This is a genomic window from Streptomyces sp. NPDC034103 (genome assembly GCF_055575395.1).
Window position 1 is genome coordinate 241,496 of record NZ_JBVISS010000012.1, and the last position, 15,836, is coordinate 257,331.

The window sequence follows — 15,836 nt, forward strand, 5'->3', positions numbered from 1 at the left end:
CCATGGCGGGGTGCGGAGAGATGTGCGGCATGCGGTGATCTGCGGAATCCTCCTGGCGGCCCTGTCCGCCTGCGGAGGCTCCCCGAGCCGTGCGGCGGCCCCCGCGGCGAAGGCCACCGGAGCCGGGCCGCAGGCCGACGGCCCCGCGCGACGCTCCACCCCGGCCACCGGCGACAGCGCGCACCACCCGGCCCCGGAGGCCGACGACCCCTCACCCCGCGGTATCCCGGACGTCGGCGATCGCCTGCGACGCCGCATCCCAGCCGACTCCGGCCAGGTCGTCGTGGTCTACGGCGACGCCAAGGACGCACCCGACTCCACGGTCGCCCTGTATGTGAAGCAGGGTTCCACCTGGGACCGCGTCCGGAGCTGGCCCGCGCACAACGGCAAGAGGGGCTGGACCGCGGACCATCACGAGGGTGACAGGCGCAGCCCGGTCGGCGTCTTCACCCTCACCGACGCGGGCGGCGTCCTCGCCGACCCCGGCGCCAAGCTCCCCTACACCCGGTCAGCCGCCTTCGCGGCCCCGCGCTGGTGGCCCCGGACCCACTGGCACGACTTCGACTACGTCATCGCCATCGACTACAACCGCGTCAAGGGCACCCCGCCGAACGACCCCACCCGCCCCGAGGGCGCGGGCAGGGGCGGGAGCATCTGGCTGCACATGGACCACGGCAGCGGTACGTCCGCCTGCGTCAGCCTGTCCAGAACGGCGATGGAGTACCTGCTCCGCACGCTCGATCCGGACCGGCATCCCGTGGTGGTCATGGGGGACAGGGCCGACCTGGAACGCTAGCCCTCGCGGGGGAGGCGTCATTGCGGAGGGTGCCCAACTCGCCGTAGAACACCGGCCATGAAGAGACGGATCATCATGTCCATGCTCGCCGGAGCGACCCTCCTGACGAGCACCCTCCTCGGAGCGGCCCCCGCCTCGTCGGCAGACCTGCCCGCCCGGTCGGTCACGGCCTCCGCTTCATCGGCAGACTCGCCCGCCCGGTCGCCCGAGGCCTCCGCCCAACCCCTCGACGTCCCGGCCGAGTTCGGCTCCGACTGGCACGACCCCCTCACGGCCGCCCCGCGCGTGGCCAGACCCTCCGGCACGTCCTGCCACGTCACGCTCGCCCAGGCGCAGTTCCGTGACTTCACGCCGTACAGGGGCACTTACACCCCGCCGGACGGCTGCGGCGACCGCTGGAGCAAGGTGGTCCTGCGGATGGACGGCAAGGTGAAGGGCCGTCAGTACGACCGCCTCGGCTATCTGCGCGTCGGCGGCGTCGAGGTCTTCCGTACGTCGACCCCGCAGCCGTCGCCCGACGGTATCCGGTGGTCGGTCGAGAAGGACGTCACGCGTTACAGCGACACCTTCCGTGACCGCCAGGACGTCGAGATGCTCATCGGGAACGTCGTCGACGACACGTACACCGGCATCATCGATGTCAAGGTCACGCTGACGTTCTACGCGGGCCGGCCCGCCGCCCAGGCGACGCCCGACCGGGTCCTCACCCCCACCGACGGCACCGTGACCACCCCGCGCAACAGCGAACGCGTCGTCGCCGAGGTCTACGCCACCGGCTCGGGCGGCGGCTGCGAGGAGTACTGGTACCTCACGGTGCCCGAGGAGGCGCCGTACTCCTGCAAGGCCGCGGGCGGTCCCTACCGCGAGGTGCAGATCAAGGTCGACGGCCGACTCGCCGGAATCGCCGCGCCGTTCCCGCACGTGTGGACCGGCGGCTGGTCCAACCCCTTCCTCTGGTACGTGATCCCCGGACCGCGCGCCTTCGACGTCAAGCCGATCGAATACGACCTGACGCCGTTCGCCGGACTCCTCAACGACGGCCGCCCGCACCGGATCGAGGTGGATGTCGTCGGCGTCCCCGAGGGGCAGACGGGCTGGAGCGCCCCTGTGAACGTCCTCGTCTGGCAGGACGCCAAGAGTGCGCACGTCACCGGGGAGTTGACCCGCCACTCGGCCGGCGAACCCGTCAACTCCTCGACGTACACGCCCGGTTCGGAGCACCGCCTGGACACGGAGGGTGCGCACCGGCTCACCGTCGCCGGTTACGTCGACACCTCGCACGGCCGGGTGGCCACCACCGTTCGCCGGTCCCTGACCAACAGCTCCGCGCACCGCTGGACCGACGGCGAGAACGTCGACGCCCTCGCCGCGACCTGGACGGACCACGAGTCGGTCACCGTCGACGGACGCGGCCCGGCCCGCACGACGCGCACGGAGCGGACGTACACCATGGACGGCACCACCACCCTCGGCGGTGACGACCGGCTGCGGACCACGCTGACCCTCGGTGACCGAGCCGCCGTCGTGACCACGCGCGCCGGTCATCGGACGGCGTGGTCACGGCTCGACGACACCTACGCCGGCGACGCCACCTGGACCGTGAACGTCCCGCGCGATCAGCGGCACGCGGTCGGCACGACGCGTGAGCGCTACCGGCTGTACGGCTCGGACGGCTGCTACGACCGGTCCCTGACCAGCGTCCAAGGGGTGCTCACGGAGGATCGCGAGGGCTGCTGAGATCAGTCGTGTGTGCGACGCGTCACTCAGGCGCGGATTTACGCCGGGGAAACACAGCGGTCTCGTGCGCGATCAACGACACGTCCAAAGTGATCGCCACGGAAGCCGACTTCCGTATGGCAGAAGTCCCCCGTCCGTACTTCTTGTGCCGACGTCCCCCACTAGGAGTGCCCGTGCCGCCGTCCGTCCTGTCCCTGCCGCGACGCGTCGCACGCATACTGCGTACCTCACTCTTCGCCCAGGTCGCCGTCGCCCTGGTCCTCGGCATCGTTGTCGGAAAGCTGTGGCCCGACTTCGCCTCCGACCTCCAGCCGCTCGGCGACGGCTTCACCCGGCTCATCAAGACGATCATCTCGCCGCTCGTGTTCTGCGTGGTCGTCGTCGGGATCGCCAAGGCCGGTGATCTCAAGGCCTTCGGCCGGATCGGTCTCAAGGCGCTGATCTGGTTCGAGGTCGCCAGCACCCTCGCCCTGCTCATCGGCCTGCTCGCCGCCAACGTCGTCCAGCCCGGCTCAGGCATGCACGTCGACCCGTCGACACTGGACGCGTCAGCGGTCGACGCGAAGACCGGCGGCGGCTCGCTGCCGTCGACGACCGAGTTCGCGCTCAACGCGATCCCGACCAGTTTCATCGGTGCCTTCGCCGAGAACGAGCTGCTCCAAGTCCTCATCCTGGCCTGCCTGGTGGGTGCCGCGCTGCTCCACCTCGGCCACACCAAGGTGCCGAAGGTGCTGCCCGCCGTCGAGCAGGCCCAGGAGATCATCTTCGCGGTCGTCGGCTTCATCATGCGCCTCGCCCCCATCGCGGTGTTCGGGGCGATGGCGGTCCTCATCGGCCAGTACGGCCTCGGCGTCATCGAGACCTACGCCAAGCTGATCGTTCTGTGCTACGCGGCGGCGGCGCTGTTCATCGTCCTGCTCTCCGTCGCCCTGAAGGCGGTCACCGGACTCAGTCTCTGGAAGTTCCTGCGCTACATCCGCGAGGAGATGCTGCTCGCCCTCGGCACCGCCTCCACCGAGTCGGTCATGCCGCGTGTCATGCAGAAGCTGCGCAGGGCGGGCGCCCGGGACGACGCCGTGGGCCTGGTGCTGCCGACCGGCTACTCCTTCAACCTCGACGGCGCCTCGCTCTACCTGTCCATCGGCACGCTGTTCATCGCCCAAGCCGTCGGTGTCGATCTCACCCTCGGTCAGCAGATCACCGTGGTCCTGGTGCTGATGCTGACCAGCAAGGGCATGGCCGGCATCCCCGGTTCGGCCTTCCTCGCCCTCTCCGCGACCGCCTCCTCGCTGGGCGCGATCCCGGCCGGCGCCGTCGCCCTGCTGCTCGGGGTGGACCGCATCATGGACTCGATGCGCGTCGTGACCAACCTGCTCGGCAACTGCGTCGCCGTCTTCGCGGTGTCCCGCTGGGAGGGCGCGCTGGACCTCGACCGGGCGAGGAGGGTGCTGGACGGCGGACCTTCCGAGGCCGAGGCCGCCGAGTCCGAGCCGGAGCCCGAGCCCGAGCCCCGAGAGATGGCAGCACCCGTCGACGCCGTACCCGCGCTGAAGACCAAGGAGACGGCCTCCGAGGCCAGTTGACGGTCCCGGCGGAACGGGCAGCGGTCACCCACGGGGTGACCGCTGCCCCCTCCTCCGTTCAGCCGCGGACATCCGCGAGGCGTCCCGCCCCAGGCTCAGCAGAGCCGCCCGTCCGTCGGCCCGGCGTCCGCAGGTACCCCGCCCACCGGCGCCCCGTCCACCAGGGTGTCCAGCAACCCCCCGAGCACCTCGCGCTGTTCCTCCGTCAGCGGTGCCAGGATCTCCGCCGCGGCCGAGCGTCGAGCGCCCCGCAGGTCCCCCAGTGCCTTGTGCCCGTCGTCCGTGAGCTCGATCCGGATCACCCGGCGGTTCGTCGGGTCCGGCACCCGCCGCACCTTGCCGCTCGCCTCGAGCCCGTCGACCAGTGAGGTCACCGCGCGCGGCACCACTTCCAGCCGCTCGGCGAGGTCCGCCATCCGCGGCGGCGAGCCGTAGTGCGCGAGCGTCCGCAGCAGCCGCGACTGTGCGGGTGTGACGCCCAGTCCGCTCTGCTCGATGTGCCGCTTCTGGATGCGGTGCACGCGGCGAGTGAACCGGAGCAGCTGCTCGGCGAGCGGGCCGTCGGGATCGGGGGTGGTCATGCGGGAACAATATCAGGATGATGTGCATTGTGAGCATAGGTAACAATGGGCTAGGGTCCCCGAAGCCCGGACACCCGCGGTCCGAGACTCGGGCACCCCACGCCCCCGCACCCCACGCCCCCGCACCCCATGCCCACGCACCCGCAGCCCCGATGAGCCTCCGAAGGAGCCCATGCACCCCGACAACGACCCCACCTGGACACCGGCCGGCGACTCCGCGGAGCAGCCCCGGCAGGTGCGCCGCATCCTGAGACTCTTCCACCCCTACCGCAGCCGCCTCGCCGTCGTCGGCCTCCTCGTCGGCGCCGCCTCCCTCGTCTCCGTCGCCACGCCCTTCCTGCTCAAGGAGACGCTGGACGTCGCGATCCCCGAGGGCCGCACCGGACTGCTCAGCCTGCTGGCGCTCGGCATGGTCCTCAGCGCCGTACTGACCAGCGTCTTCGGCGTCCTGCAGACCCTGATCTCCACCACCGTCGGCCAGCGCGTCATGCACGACCTGCGCACCGCCGTCTACGACCGCCTCCAGCGGATGTCGCTGGCGTTCTTCACCCGGACCCGCACGGGTGAGGTCCAGTCCCGCATCGCCAACGACATCGGCGGCATGCAGGCGACCGTCACCTCCACCGCCACCTCGCTGGTCTCCAACGCCACCAGCGTCGTCGCCACCATCGTCGCGATGATCGCCCTCGACTGGCGCCTGACCGTCGTCTCGCTCCTGCTGCTGCCGGTGTTCGTGTGGATCAGCCGCCGTGTCGGCAACGAACGCAAGAAGATCACCACGCAGCGCCAGAAGCAGATGGCCGCGATGGCCGCCACGGTCACCGAGTCGCTCTCGGTCAGCGGCATCCTGCTGGGCCGCACGATGGGCCGCTCCGACTCGCTCACCCGGTCCTTCTCGGACGAGTCCGAACGCCTGGTCGACCTCGAGGTGCGGTCAAACATGGCCGGCCGCTGGCGGATGGCCGTCATCACGATCGTCATGGCCGCCATGCCCGCCGTCATCTACTGGACCGCGGGTCTCGCCCTCCAGACGGGCGGCCCGGAGGTCTCGATCGGCACGATCGTCGCCTTCGTCTCGCTCCAGCAGGGCCTGTTCCGCCCGGCCGTGAGCCTGCTCGGCACCGGCGTCCAGATCCAGGCCTCGCTCGCGCTGTTCCAGCGCATCTTCGAGTACCTCGACCTGCCGATAGACATCACCGAGCGTGCGAACCCGGTCCACCTCGACGCCGTCAAGGGCGAGGTCCGCTTCGAGGGAGTGGAGTTCCGCTACGACGGCGAGGGCACCCCGATCCTCGACGGCATCGACATCACCGTCCCCGCCGGCGGCAGCCTCGCGGTCGTCGGCCCGACCGGCGCCGGAAAGTCGACGCTCGGCCATCTCGTCCCGCGCCTGTACGACGTGACCGCAGGCCGCGTCACCCTCGACGGCGTCGACGTCCGTGACCTCGACTTCGACACGCTCGCCCGCGCGGTCGGCGTGGTCTCCCAGGAGACGTACCTCTTCCACGCCTCGGTCGCCGACAACCTGCGCTTCGCCAAGCCCGACGCCACCGACGAGGAACTGCACGCGGCGGCGCGGGCGGCCCAGATCCATGAGCACATCGCGGGCCTGCCCGACGGCTACGACACGGTCGTCGGCGAGCGCGGCCACCGCTTCTCCGGCGGCGAGAAACAGCGCCTGGCCATCGCCCGTACGATCCTGCGCGACCCGCCCGTCCTCATCCTCGACGAGGCGACCAGCGCCCTGGACACCCGTACCGAGGCGGCCGTGCAAAGGGCCATCGACGCCCTGTCCGCCAACCGCACCACGCTGACCATCGCGCACCGCCTGTCCACCGTCCGCGGCGCCGACCAGATCGTGGTCCTGGACTCCGGGTCCGTGGCCGAGCGCGGCACGCACGAGGAACTGCTGGAGAAGGGCGGACGGTACGCGGCCCTCGTACGCCGGGATGCTCAACTGGAACCGACAAGCTGAAGATATGCCGGGTTTGTAACGATAGGGGGGTTACCGTGCCCGCATGCACCAGAACACTCCGTCACGGAGCTCGATTCGACTGACCCGCCGGGGCCGTCTCGTCCTCATCGCGACCGGGGCCGTCGTGGCCGGCACCGCCGTGGCGGTGCCGCTGCTGAGCCTGGACAGCGACGAGGACGCCAAGCCCACCTCGCTGGTGATCCCCGAGGGCTGGCGCGCGAGCCAGGTCTACGCAGCCGTCGACAAGGCCCTCGCCCGGCCCGTCGGCACCACGAAGAAGGCCCTCGCCAAGGCGACCCTGAGACTGCCGAACGACGCCGAGGGCAACCCGGAGGGCTATCTCTTCCCGGCGACGTATCCGCTGGACGAGAAGTCCACGCCGGAGTCCCTGCTGTCGTTCATGGTCAACACGGCGAACCAGAAGTTCAACGGCGCGCCGATCGCCGCCGGTGCCCAGCGCAACGCGATGAACGTCTACCAGGCCGTCACCATCGCCAGCATCGTCCAGTCCGAGGCCGCCACCAAGGCCGACATGGGCAAGGTGGCCCGGGTCATCTTCAACCGCCTGGAACGCGGCATGCCGTTGCAGATGGACTCCACCATCAACTACGCGCTGAACCGGTCCACGTTGAAGACCACCGAGGCCGACACCCGGATCGACAGCCCCTACAACTCGTACCAGCGCATGGGCCTGCCGCCCACGCCGATCGCCAACCCGGGCGAGGACGCCGTGCGCGCGGCGATCACTCCGACGCCGGGTGACTGGCTGTACTTCGTCACCGTCAAGCCGGGCGACACCCGCTTCACGGCGAACTACGAGGAGCACCTGCGCAACGTGGCCGAGTTCAATGCCCAGCACAAGGGCGGCGGTTCACAGGCCCCGCAGTCCTCCGGGCCCGCACGGTCCGCGCAGTCGGCCCAGCAGCCGAGGCCGTGACCGGCGGGACGTCAGACGGCGACCGTTGCCCCCGCGAGCAGCCGTCTGATGTCCCGCACCGCCGCCCGGCCCGCCCGGTTGGCGCCGATGGTGCTGGCCGATGGGCCGTAGCCGACGAGATGGACACGCGGGTCGGCGACCGCGCGCGTCCCCTCGACCCGGATGCCGCCACCCGGCTCGCGCAGCCGCAGCGGTGCCAGATGGTCGATGGAGGGGCGGAAGCCGGTCGCCCACAGGATGACGTCGGCGGCCACCCGCCGCCCGTCGGCCCACTCCACCCCGTCCGGGGTGATCCGGTCGAACATGGGCTGCCGGTCGAGGACCCCGTCCGCGAGGCCCTGCCGGATCGCGTCGTTCAGCGGCAGCCCGGTCACCGACACCACGCTCCTCGGGGGCAGCCCCTGCCGTACCCGCTCCTCGACGAGCGCGACCGCGGCCCGGCCCACCTCCTCGGTGAACTCGCCCTCGCGGAAGACGGGCGGCCGCCGGGTCACCCAGGTCGTCGAGGCGGCGTACGGGGCGATCTCCAGCAGATGCTGGGTGCCCGACGCGCCCCCGCCGACCACGATCACGCGCTGCCCGGCGAACGTCTCGGGCCCCGGGTACCGGGCGGTGTGCACCTGCCGTCCCCGGAACGTCTCCTGGCCCGGATAGCGCGGCCAGAAGGGCCGGTCCCAGGTCCCGGTGGCGTTGATCAGCGCCCGGGTCGCCCAGGTCCCGGCCGAGGTCTCGACGAGCAGCCGCCCGTCCGCGCCCTCCCGCACCGCCCGCACATCGACCGGCCGCCGCACCCGCAGGTCGAAGGTGCGCTCGTACGTCGCGAAGTACTCGGAGATCACCTCCGAGGACGGCCGCGCGGGATCGGCGCCGGTCAGCTCCATGCCCGGCAGGGCGTGCATGCCGTGGACCTTGCCGTACGTCAGTGACGGCCACCGGAACTGCCAGGCACCGCCCGCGCCGGGGGAGTGGTCCAGCACGACGAAGTCCCGCTCGGGCTCGAAACCGGTCCGGCGCAGGTGAAAGGCGCTGGAAAGGCCAGCCTGACCAGCGCCTATGACGACGACCTCGGTGTTGTTCACCCTTCTACCAACGGTGCCGGGGTCGCGGATCTTCCCGTCAGCCCTCGCCGCGCCCCGGGGTCGTCGACGGCGGCAGGCCGCCGTTGAACCGGGTGTCCACGAAGTCGGCGAAGTCGACCTTGCGCGGGATGAGCTTCAGCGCGGTGAACGTGTCGGCGATCTCCTGCTCGGAGGCGATGAGCGGCTGGTCGACCGCGACCGAGATCCGGGTGGCGTTCGTCCGCCGCACCGAGGCCAGCGCGACCTCGTACGGCAGCCCCGTGTCCTTCGCCCAGACCTCGGCCCACTCCTTCTGATGGTCGTACACCCACGCCGTGGCGCGCCGCAGCCGCTCCAGATAGTCCTTGATCGCGGCAGCCTTCTCCTTGTCCGCCAGCGCGCCCGGCGCCGCCACCTGGAAGGTCAGACCGTTGGTGACACCCTCGCCGGTGGTCAGCACACGGCCCTGCTTCGCCTGGAGGATCTGCGAGGTGTACGGGTCCCAGACGGCCCACGCGTCGACCTTGCCGGAGGTGAACGCGGCCAGCGCGTCGGCCGGCTGAAGGTACTTGACCTTGACGTCGCCCAGGCTGAGCCCCGCCTTCTTCAGGGAGGCGACCAACTGGTAGTTGGCGGAGGAACCCTGCGCCACCGCCACCGACTTGCCCTTGAGCTGCTCCGGCGCGGTCAGCTTCGAGTCGGTCGGCACGAGGACGGCGTCGCCCTTGGACGTGCCGTGGAAGGCGGCCACGACCTTGATCTTCGAGCCGGCGCCGGCCGCGAACACCGGTGGGGTGTTGCCGACGCCGCCGATGTCGACCGCCTTGGCGTTGACGGCCTCCAGGAGAGGCGGACCCGAGGTGAACGTCGACCACTTGATCTTGTAGTCGAGGTTCTTCAGTTCGCCCGCCGCCCGCAGGACGGCCTCCGAACCGCCCTTCTGGTCACCCACGTCGAGCGTGAGGGACCCCTGCCCGTCGGTGTCGGACCCCGAGCCGGCCGAGGCGTTGCCGCCGCAGGCGGTGAGCAGGAGGGCGAGGGGGAGGAGCAGGGCGGCGGGGGCGAGGCGTCGGCGCATGGGACGGTCCGTTTCTGTGCTGGTGCTTGAGGGTGGGGAGGGTCAGGCGGCTTCGGCGGCCGTGTCGACACCGAGACGTTCCAGGAGGCCGGCCCGCAGCTCCGCGAACCGCGGGTCGCCGATGTCGCGCGGGCGGGCCAGGTCGATGCGCTGCTCGTGGGCGATGACCCCGTCGTCCATCACGAGGACCCGGTCGGCGAGGAGGACGGCTTCCTCCACGTCGTGCGTGACGAGCAGGACCGCGCAGCCACGGCGCTGCCACAACTCGCCCACCAGCCGCTGGGCCTTGATCCGGGTGAGCGCGTCGAGTGCCCCGAACGGTTCGTCCAGGAGCAGCAGATCGGGCTCGCGTACCAACGCCCGTGCCAGCGACGCGCGTTGGGCCTCACCGCCGGAGAGGGTCTTGGGCCAGGCGTCCGAACGGTGGCTCAGCCCGACCTCCTCTAGGGCCTGGTCGGCGACGGAGCGCGCGGGCTTGCCGGGCAGGCCGAGCAGGACGTTGCGCCACACCTTCTTCCAGGGCATCAGCCGGGGTGCCTGGAAGGCGACGGCCTTGCGGCGCGGTACCAGGACGGTGCCCTCGATGTCCCGGTCGAGGCCGGCGAGGATGCGCAGCAGGGTGGACTTGCCGCAGCCGCTGCGGCCGAGGAGGGCGACGAACTCGCCCTGCCGCACGTCGAGTCGGAGGTCGTCGATGACGGCGCGGCCGTCGAAGGAGCGGGTCAGCCCCTCGACCCGGACCGCGGGCGCGGTGCGGGGCGCCGTGGGCGCCGCCGCTCGGGAGGTCACCGGCCGGTGAACGTCGGTCGCCATTGCAGCAGCAGCCTTTCGAGGGAACGGACGACGAAGTCGGCCAGCAGGCCGAGGAAGGCGTAGACGATCAGGCAGACCACGATCACGTCGGTGCGCAGGAAGTCCCGCGCCTGCACCATGAGGAACCCGATCCCGGAGTCCGCGTTGACCTGCTCGGCGAAGACCAGCGCCAGCCAGGCGATGCCGAGCGAGTAGCGCAGCCCGGTCAGGGCGCCGGGCAGCGCCCCCGGCAGGACGACGTGCCGCCCCAGCCCCCACCGCGACAGTCCGAGGGACTCGCCTGCCTCGATCAACTGGGCGTCCACGCCCCGGATTCCGGCGTAGACGTTGAGGTAGAGCGGGAAGGTCACACCGAGCGTGATGATGGCGATCTTGGGTGCCTCGCCGATGCCGAACCAGATGATGAACAGCGGGATGAGACCGACGAACGGAACGGTCCGCAGCATCTGGACGGGGGCGTCGACGAGATCCTCGCCGATTCTGAACAGCCCCGAGACCAGGGCGAGTCCGGTACCGACGAGGGTGCCGAGCAGCAGACCGGCGGCGACGCGCTGGAGGGAGGTGGCCATCGCGGAGCCCAGCGAGCCGTCGGTGAGCAGATCGCCGCCGACCTGCGCGATACGGCCTGGCGAGGCGAGCACATCGGCGGTCAACACCCCGGTGGCGCTGAGGAGTTGCCACAGTGCCAGCAGCAGCACCGGGCCGGTGGTGCGGCGCAGCCAGCGGGGGACGCGGGTGCGGCGGGAGGAGTCGGGGAGGATCGGTTCGAGAGCGAGAGACGTCTCGGACGACTTGGAGATACCCGAAATGTCGGGCGCCAGGGAGTCGGGTGGGGCATGGCTGATGCTCATGAGTGCTCCACGGGGGAGAGCGGGCCTGGGGGAGGGTGTGCGTCGGCACCGTCACGTCATGAGGGACGTACGGGTACGGAGTGGTGCCGGTGAAGAGAGAGGAGAGGCGTCAGCGGCCGCGGCGACACGCGGCTGAGGCCACCCGCAGCAGGTCGATGTGACCGCGCGTGGTGAGCAGGGCTGAACGCAACATGCGGCCGAACCTAGCCAGATGGCGTGGCCATGGTCAACGGCGTCTCGCGGAGTGGACCGGCCATCTCGCCCGCCGGGCGGCCGGTCCTCCGTGACGCCGTATGTATGGGCGAGGATGGGCGCATGTCAGATGCATTCACCACCCGGGTTCTGAACGTCACGTCCGGCTCGGCGGAGCGGGTCGTCGACCTCACCGCCGACTGCGAGGCCTTCCTGCGGGAGGCGGCCGCCGGCCGCGACGGCCTCCTCAACATCTTCGTGCCGCACGCCACCGCGGGCATCGCGATCATCGAGACGGGCGCCGGCAGCGACAACGACCTCCTCGCCGCCCTGCACACCCTCCTGCCGGCCGACGACCGCTGGCAGCACCGCCACGGCAGCCCCGGACACGGCCGCGACCACGTCCTGCCCGCGTTCGTCCCGCCCCACGCGACCCTGCCGGTGGTGGAGGGTCGGCTGGAGCTGGGCACGTGGCAGTCGGTGTGCCTGGTGGACACCAACCGCGACAACCCGGACCGGCGGGTCCGGCTGTCCTTCCTCGGCTGACAGACGTGCGGTGACGGTCCGTCAGTAGACCGCCACGCCGTACGCGTTGAGCGCTTCCTGGATCGGCTGGTAGAAGGAGGTGCCGCCCGAGGTGCAGTTGCCGGAGCCGCCGGAGAGGATGCCGAGGACCTTGTCGCCCGCGTAGAGGGGGCCCCCGCTGTCGCCCGGCTCGGCGCAGATGTTGGTCTGGATCAGCCCGTACACGATGGTGCCGCCCGCGTAGTTGACGGTGACGTTCAGTGCGGTGACGCGGCCGCAGCGGACGCCGGTGGTGGCTCCCCGGCGGCAGACGCTCTGGCCGACGTACGCGGTCGCGGTGCCGGTGACATCGACGGTTCCGATGGTGCCGGGACGGGGCACGGAAGGGTTGGCGTACTGGACGACGCCGAAGTCGTTCGAGGGGAAGCTGGTGGCCGTGGTGGGCCCGATCACCGTGGTCATACCGGAGTTGGCGTACCAGGTGGAGGCGCCCTCGGTGCAGTGGCCGGCGGTGACGAAGTAGTACGCGGAGCCGCTGCGTACGTTGACGCCGGCCGAGCAGCGCCGGCCGCCGGTGTAGACGCCGTCGCCGCCCGACAGCAGGGTGCGCAGGTGGCCGTCGAGCCGTCGCACGGTCGCGGAGGCTCCGGCGGCTCGCCGGAGGTCGGCCAGTCTCGCGTCCGTGACGGTGGAGTCGGCGAGGATCCGCAGTCGTCCGGTGCGCTCGTCGACGGCCCAGCTCGTCCCGGGGACACCCAGGGACTCCACGGCCGCGGTCGCCTCGGACACCGGGGCGGCGGTCACGGGGGTGGCCGCGGCCGTGGGGGCGGCGAGAGCGGCCGCCGTCAGCAGGCTCAGCAGGGCGGCGATCAGCCGTGGACGGCGGATGTCGGTACGGCGTGCTCTGATCACGGAAGGCTCCCGAGGTCGTGGGCCGGGGTTCGGGACGCGCCCACGTCGTCATCGGGCGCGCGGTGCTTCGGTGCGATGGTGCGGGGGTGTCGAGCGCGGGCGCGATGGTGCCGGGGTGTCGAGCGCGGTGGTGCCGAACGCGGTCGTGCCGGGTGTCGAGCGGGCGGTGCCGTGGTGGGGACGCCTCAGTGTGCCCGGCCGTGCGCGGCGGGGGGTAGACGGCCTTCGGCCGAAGGGCAGCGCGGGGAGCGACCGCGCCCGCGGACGCCCGGCTCCGCTGACCCGCGGCGAGCGTGGGGTGAGCCGGCCGGCGCTCACCCCACGCCCGGTCACGTCACCTCAGCGAGGAAGGCGGGGCCGTACAGGGCGGTCCGCAGGGTGATCGCGCCGATCGAGCGGGTCCGCCCCGAGGCCAGTGCCCGGGCGGCGTTGTCGCGCCGGTACCCGAGCTGCTCCGCGGCTTCGAGGACGCGTGTGCGGGCCTCGGCGGAGACATGGGGCTCCTCGTTGAAGAGCCGGGAGACCGTCTTCTGCGAGACCCCGGCCAGACGCGCCACGTCCACACTGTTCGGAGTGCGGTCAAGACTCCGGACGGCATCGGCCACCGGCTCGGCGGGCGACGGGCGTCCGCCCATTGGGCCGGAGCGACGGCCGTGAACCGGTGCATGGCACGCTCACGCTGAGCGACCCGTACTCCGGGTGCCCCCCAGCACCCACCTCGTAGGGAAAGTTGACGTCATGACCGACCAGCTCACCGTCAGTGTCCTCGGCACCGGGATCATGGGTGCCGCCATGGCCCGCAACCTCGCCCGCGCCGGGCACGCCGTCCGCGCCTGGAACCGCAGCCGCGCCAAGGCCGAACCGCTCGCCGCCGACGGCGTCACCGTCACCGGCACCCCCGCCGAGGCCGTCGAGGGCGCCGACACCGTCCTGACCATGCTGTACGACGGTCCCGCCGCCCTCGACGTCATGCGCCAGGCCGCCCCCGGGCTGCGCCCCGGCACCGCGTGGGTGCAGTCCACCACCGCGGGCATCGAGGCGGTCGCCGACCTGGCCGCCTTCGCCGAGGCGCGGGAACTGGTCTTCTACGACGCCCCCGTGCTCGGCACCCGCCAGCCCGCCGAGGCCGGACAGCTTCTCGTCCTCGCCGCCGGACCGGTGGCCGCACGGCACAAGGTGACGCCCGTGCTCGACGCGGTCGGCGCCCGCACGGTGTGGACCGGTGAGAACGGCGCCGACGCCTCGGCGACCCGCCTCAAGCTCGTCGCCAACAGCTGGGTCCTCGCGGCCACCAGCGCCGCCGGCGAGACCCTGGCCCTGGCGAAGGCGCTCGGTGTCGACCCGCAGGACTTCTTCGACGCCATCGCTGGCGGACCGCTGGACATGGGCTATCTGCGGGCCAAGACCGGGCTGATCCTGAACGACCAGCTCACTCCCGCCCAGTTCGCCGTGACGACCGCCGCCAAGGACGCCCGCCTCATCGTCGAGGCCGGCGAGCGCAACGGCGTCCGTCTCGATGTCGCCGCCGCGAGCGCCGAACGCCTGGAGCGGGCCGCAGCCCAGGGCCACGGCGACGAGGACATGGCCGCCGCGTACTTCGCCAGCTTCGACGAGAAGGCCTGAGGGGACCCTGCCGGTGCAAGCCCCCGATGCCGGCCGGGGAACCCACCGGGTGCACCCGCGGAAGGGGTGCTCGTCCGGCCCGTGGGCGCAGGGCGCCGAGCGTCACTTCCAGTCGTACGCGTACGCCGCGACCCAGGTGATGTCCAGCTGGGCGCTGCTGCCCGGAGCGGCGCCCGGGCCCTGAAGGGCGCTCTCGTTCTGCAGCACCCAGGACAGCGTCTGCTTCGGGACCTCTCGGGTGTCGTGCCCGGTCTGGCGGCCGTCGACGAAGAACCGCACGTGCCCGGGCGTCCACTCGGTCGACACGGTGTGCCACTCGGTCCAGTCGTCGCCGCCGGGGAAGTAGCCCTGCTCGCCCCCGCCGCACGGGTGGTGGAAGGCGGTGAGGTCGCCGGTCCACTCACCCTCCGGGTGGTCCATCTCGCAGCCCCCGCCGTAGTGCAGCCAGGCCGACTTGTAGCCCGGGGCCAGCCTGGTCACCTTGATACGGGCGCTGTACTTGCCGTACTTCATCTGCATGACCGCACGGGGTACCACCGCCGCAGCGTGCACGGGACCTCCGTCGGCGGGCCGCCACATGCGGATGAACATGCGCCCGTCGCCGTTCTCGGCGGGCCCGACGCTCACGGTGTCCTCCGGGTGGTAGACACCCACGACCTCGCGCCCCCGGTCGTTGGCCGTGTCCCGCCAACCGGTCGGGTACGCCCACCAGTTGTCGCGGTAGGCGCCGCGCAGCCCCGCGCAGTACGCGGCGGAGGTGTCGGCGTGGTGGTCGCAGTCGCTGAACGAACCCACCGGCACCCGGTCGCCGTTGAAGTCCTCCGCGAGCACCTGCCAGAACGGCCCGCAGTCGCCCCGCGGCAGTTCGGTGCCGGTGTGGCGACAGGCGTCGGCCGCGCCGCCGGGCGCCCCGTCGGCATGCGGGACGCCGAGGACGGCGGCCAGCAGGACGAGCCCCACGGACAGCAGCAGGGCGCGTTGCCGGCCAGGACGGTGCGGTGCTGCGTGTGATCCCATCGGGAGCCCCTCCGCTCCTCGGTGTTCCGGTGTCGTACGAAGGGAAGCCGCGCGAGCGAGCATCCTCGCGTCAGGTCCGCCGCCGACGCCATCCCCGCGACCACGCCGGTAGCGGACCGTGGCCCTCCGCTCGCGTTGCCGCCGGACTGTCCGACCCT

Annotated in this window: 15 protein-coding genes and 1 pseudogene; 7 read left to right on the forward strand and 9 right to left on the reverse strand. The window is 71.7% G+C overall.

What is annotated here, in order from left to right:
* The first annotated feature begins 10 nt into the window (after positions 1–10).
* The 3 genes from ACZ56U_RS27435 (at position 11) to ACZ56U_RS27445 (ending at position 4,116) form a co-directional block, all read left to right on the forward strand.
* On the forward strand, positions 11–796 hold the full coding sequence (locus ACZ56U_RS27435; protein ID WP_469086633.1) for a L,D-transpeptidase family protein: 786 nt from the start codon (positions 11–13) through the stop codon (positions 794–796).
* 57 nt (positions 797–853) lie between these two features.
* Positions 854–2,533 (forward strand): peptide-N4-asparagine amidase, encoded by a 1,680-nt coding sequence (locus tag ACZ56U_RS27440; RefSeq protein WP_469086634.1) that lies wholly within the window; start codon positions 854–856, stop codon positions 2,531–2,533.
* A 173-nt stretch (positions 2,534–2,706) separates the two neighbouring features.
* Positions 2,707–4,116, forward strand: a complete 1,410-nt coding sequence (locus ACZ56U_RS27445) for a cation:dicarboxylate symporter family transporter (RefSeq protein ID WP_469086635.1) — start codon at positions 2,707–2,709, stop codon at positions 4,114–4,116.
* Between the two features lie 95 nt (positions 4,117–4,211).
* Here ACZ56U_RS27445 and ACZ56U_RS27450 read toward each other — a convergent pair whose 3' ends face one another.
* Entirely contained in the window at positions 4,212–4,697 is a 486-nt protein-coding gene (locus tag ACZ56U_RS27450) for a MarR family winged helix-turn-helix transcriptional regulator (RefSeq protein WP_469086636.1), read from the reverse strand.
* Positions 4,698–4,869: 172 nt separating this feature from the next.
* On the opposite strand from ACZ56U_RS27450, the gene ACZ56U_RS27455 reads away from it, so the two are divergent.
* Positions 4,870–6,672: an ABC transporter ATP-binding protein gene (locus ACZ56U_RS27455; RefSeq protein WP_469086637.1), complete on the forward strand. Its 1,803-nt coding sequence runs from the start codon at positions 4,870–4,872 to the stop codon at positions 6,670–6,672.
* Positions 6,673–6,715: 43 nt separating this feature from the next.
* Complete coding sequence (mltG, locus tag ACZ56U_RS27460) at positions 6,716–7,609, forward strand: endolytic transglycosylase MltG (protein ID WP_469086638.1); 894 nt, start codon at positions 6,716–6,718, stop codon at positions 7,607–7,609.
* A gap of 11 nt (positions 7,610–7,620) precedes the next feature.
* Here mltG and ACZ56U_RS27465 read toward each other — a convergent pair whose 3' ends face one another.
* The 5 genes from ACZ56U_RS27465 to ACZ56U_RS27485 all read right to left on the reverse strand — a co-directional run bounded on the left by ACZ56U_RS27465 (position 7,621) and on the right by ACZ56U_RS27485 (position 11,602).
* Positions 7,621–8,688 carry an NAD(P)-binding domain-containing protein gene (locus ACZ56U_RS27465; protein WP_469086639.1) on the reverse strand — a complete coding sequence of 356 codons (1,068 nt, stop codon included), beginning with the start codon at positions 8,686–8,688 and terminating at the stop codon, positions 7,621–7,623.
* Positions 8,689–8,725: 37 nt separating this feature from the next.
* The gene (locus tag ACZ56U_RS27470) at positions 8,726–9,745 is read right to left on the reverse strand and encodes an ABC transporter substrate-binding protein (protein ID WP_469086640.1); all 1,020 of its coding nucleotides are present in this window, start codon (positions 9,743–9,745) and stop codon (positions 8,726–8,728) included.
* A gap of 42 nt (positions 9,746–9,787) precedes the next feature.
* A complete protein-coding gene (locus ACZ56U_RS27475) occupies positions 9,788–10,558 on the reverse strand; it encodes an ABC transporter ATP-binding protein (RefSeq protein WP_469086641.1) in 771 nt (256 codons plus the stop codon).
* Positions 10,531–11,409: an ABC transporter permease gene (locus tag ACZ56U_RS27480; RefSeq protein WP_469086642.1), complete on the reverse strand. Its 879-nt coding sequence runs from the start codon at positions 11,407–11,409 to the stop codon at positions 10,531–10,533. Before ACZ56U_RS27480 ends, ACZ56U_RS27475 begins: the two co-directional genes overlap by 28 nt.
* Before the next feature lie 109 nt (positions 11,410–11,518).
* Positions 11,519–11,602 carry a putative leader peptide gene (locus ACZ56U_RS27485; RefSeq protein ID WP_313884353.1) on the reverse strand — a complete coding sequence of 28 codons (84 nt, stop codon included), beginning with the start codon at positions 11,600–11,602 and terminating at the stop codon, positions 11,519–11,521.
* A 122-nt stretch (positions 11,603–11,724) separates the two neighbouring features.
* Here ACZ56U_RS27485 and ACZ56U_RS27490 point away from each other — a divergent pair, with 122 nt between their 5' ends.
* Positions 11,725–12,147, forward strand: a complete 423-nt coding sequence (locus ACZ56U_RS27490) for a secondary thiamine-phosphate synthase enzyme YjbQ (protein ID WP_391236497.1) — start codon at positions 11,725–11,727, stop codon at positions 12,145–12,147.
* 21 nt (positions 12,148–12,168) lie between these two features.
* Here the strand turns inward: ACZ56U_RS27490 and ACZ56U_RS27495 are convergent, their stop codons facing one another.
* A complete protein-coding gene (locus ACZ56U_RS27495) occupies positions 12,169–13,035 on the reverse strand; it encodes a S1 family peptidase (RefSeq protein WP_469086742.1) in 867 nt (288 codons plus the stop codon).
* 347 nt (positions 13,036–13,382) lie between these two features.
* A pseudogene (locus ACZ56U_RS27500) lies at positions 13,383–13,601 on the reverse strand (LacI family DNA-binding transcriptional regulator); the annotation flags it as partial.
* A 175-nt stretch (positions 13,602–13,776) separates the two neighbouring features.
* Here ACZ56U_RS27500 and ACZ56U_RS27505 point away from each other — a divergent pair.
* A complete protein-coding gene (locus ACZ56U_RS27505) occupies positions 13,777–14,661 on the forward strand; it encodes an NAD(P)-dependent oxidoreductase (protein WP_469086643.1) in 885 nt (294 codons plus the stop codon).
* A 102-nt stretch (positions 14,662–14,763) separates the two neighbouring features.
* Here the strand turns inward: ACZ56U_RS27505 and ACZ56U_RS27510 are convergent, their stop codons facing one another.
* Entirely contained in the window at positions 14,764–15,678 is a 915-nt protein-coding gene (locus ACZ56U_RS27510; RefSeq protein ID WP_469086644.1) for a glycoside hydrolase family 16 protein, read from the reverse strand.
* Between the last annotated feature and the right edge of the window lie 158 nt (positions 15,679–15,836).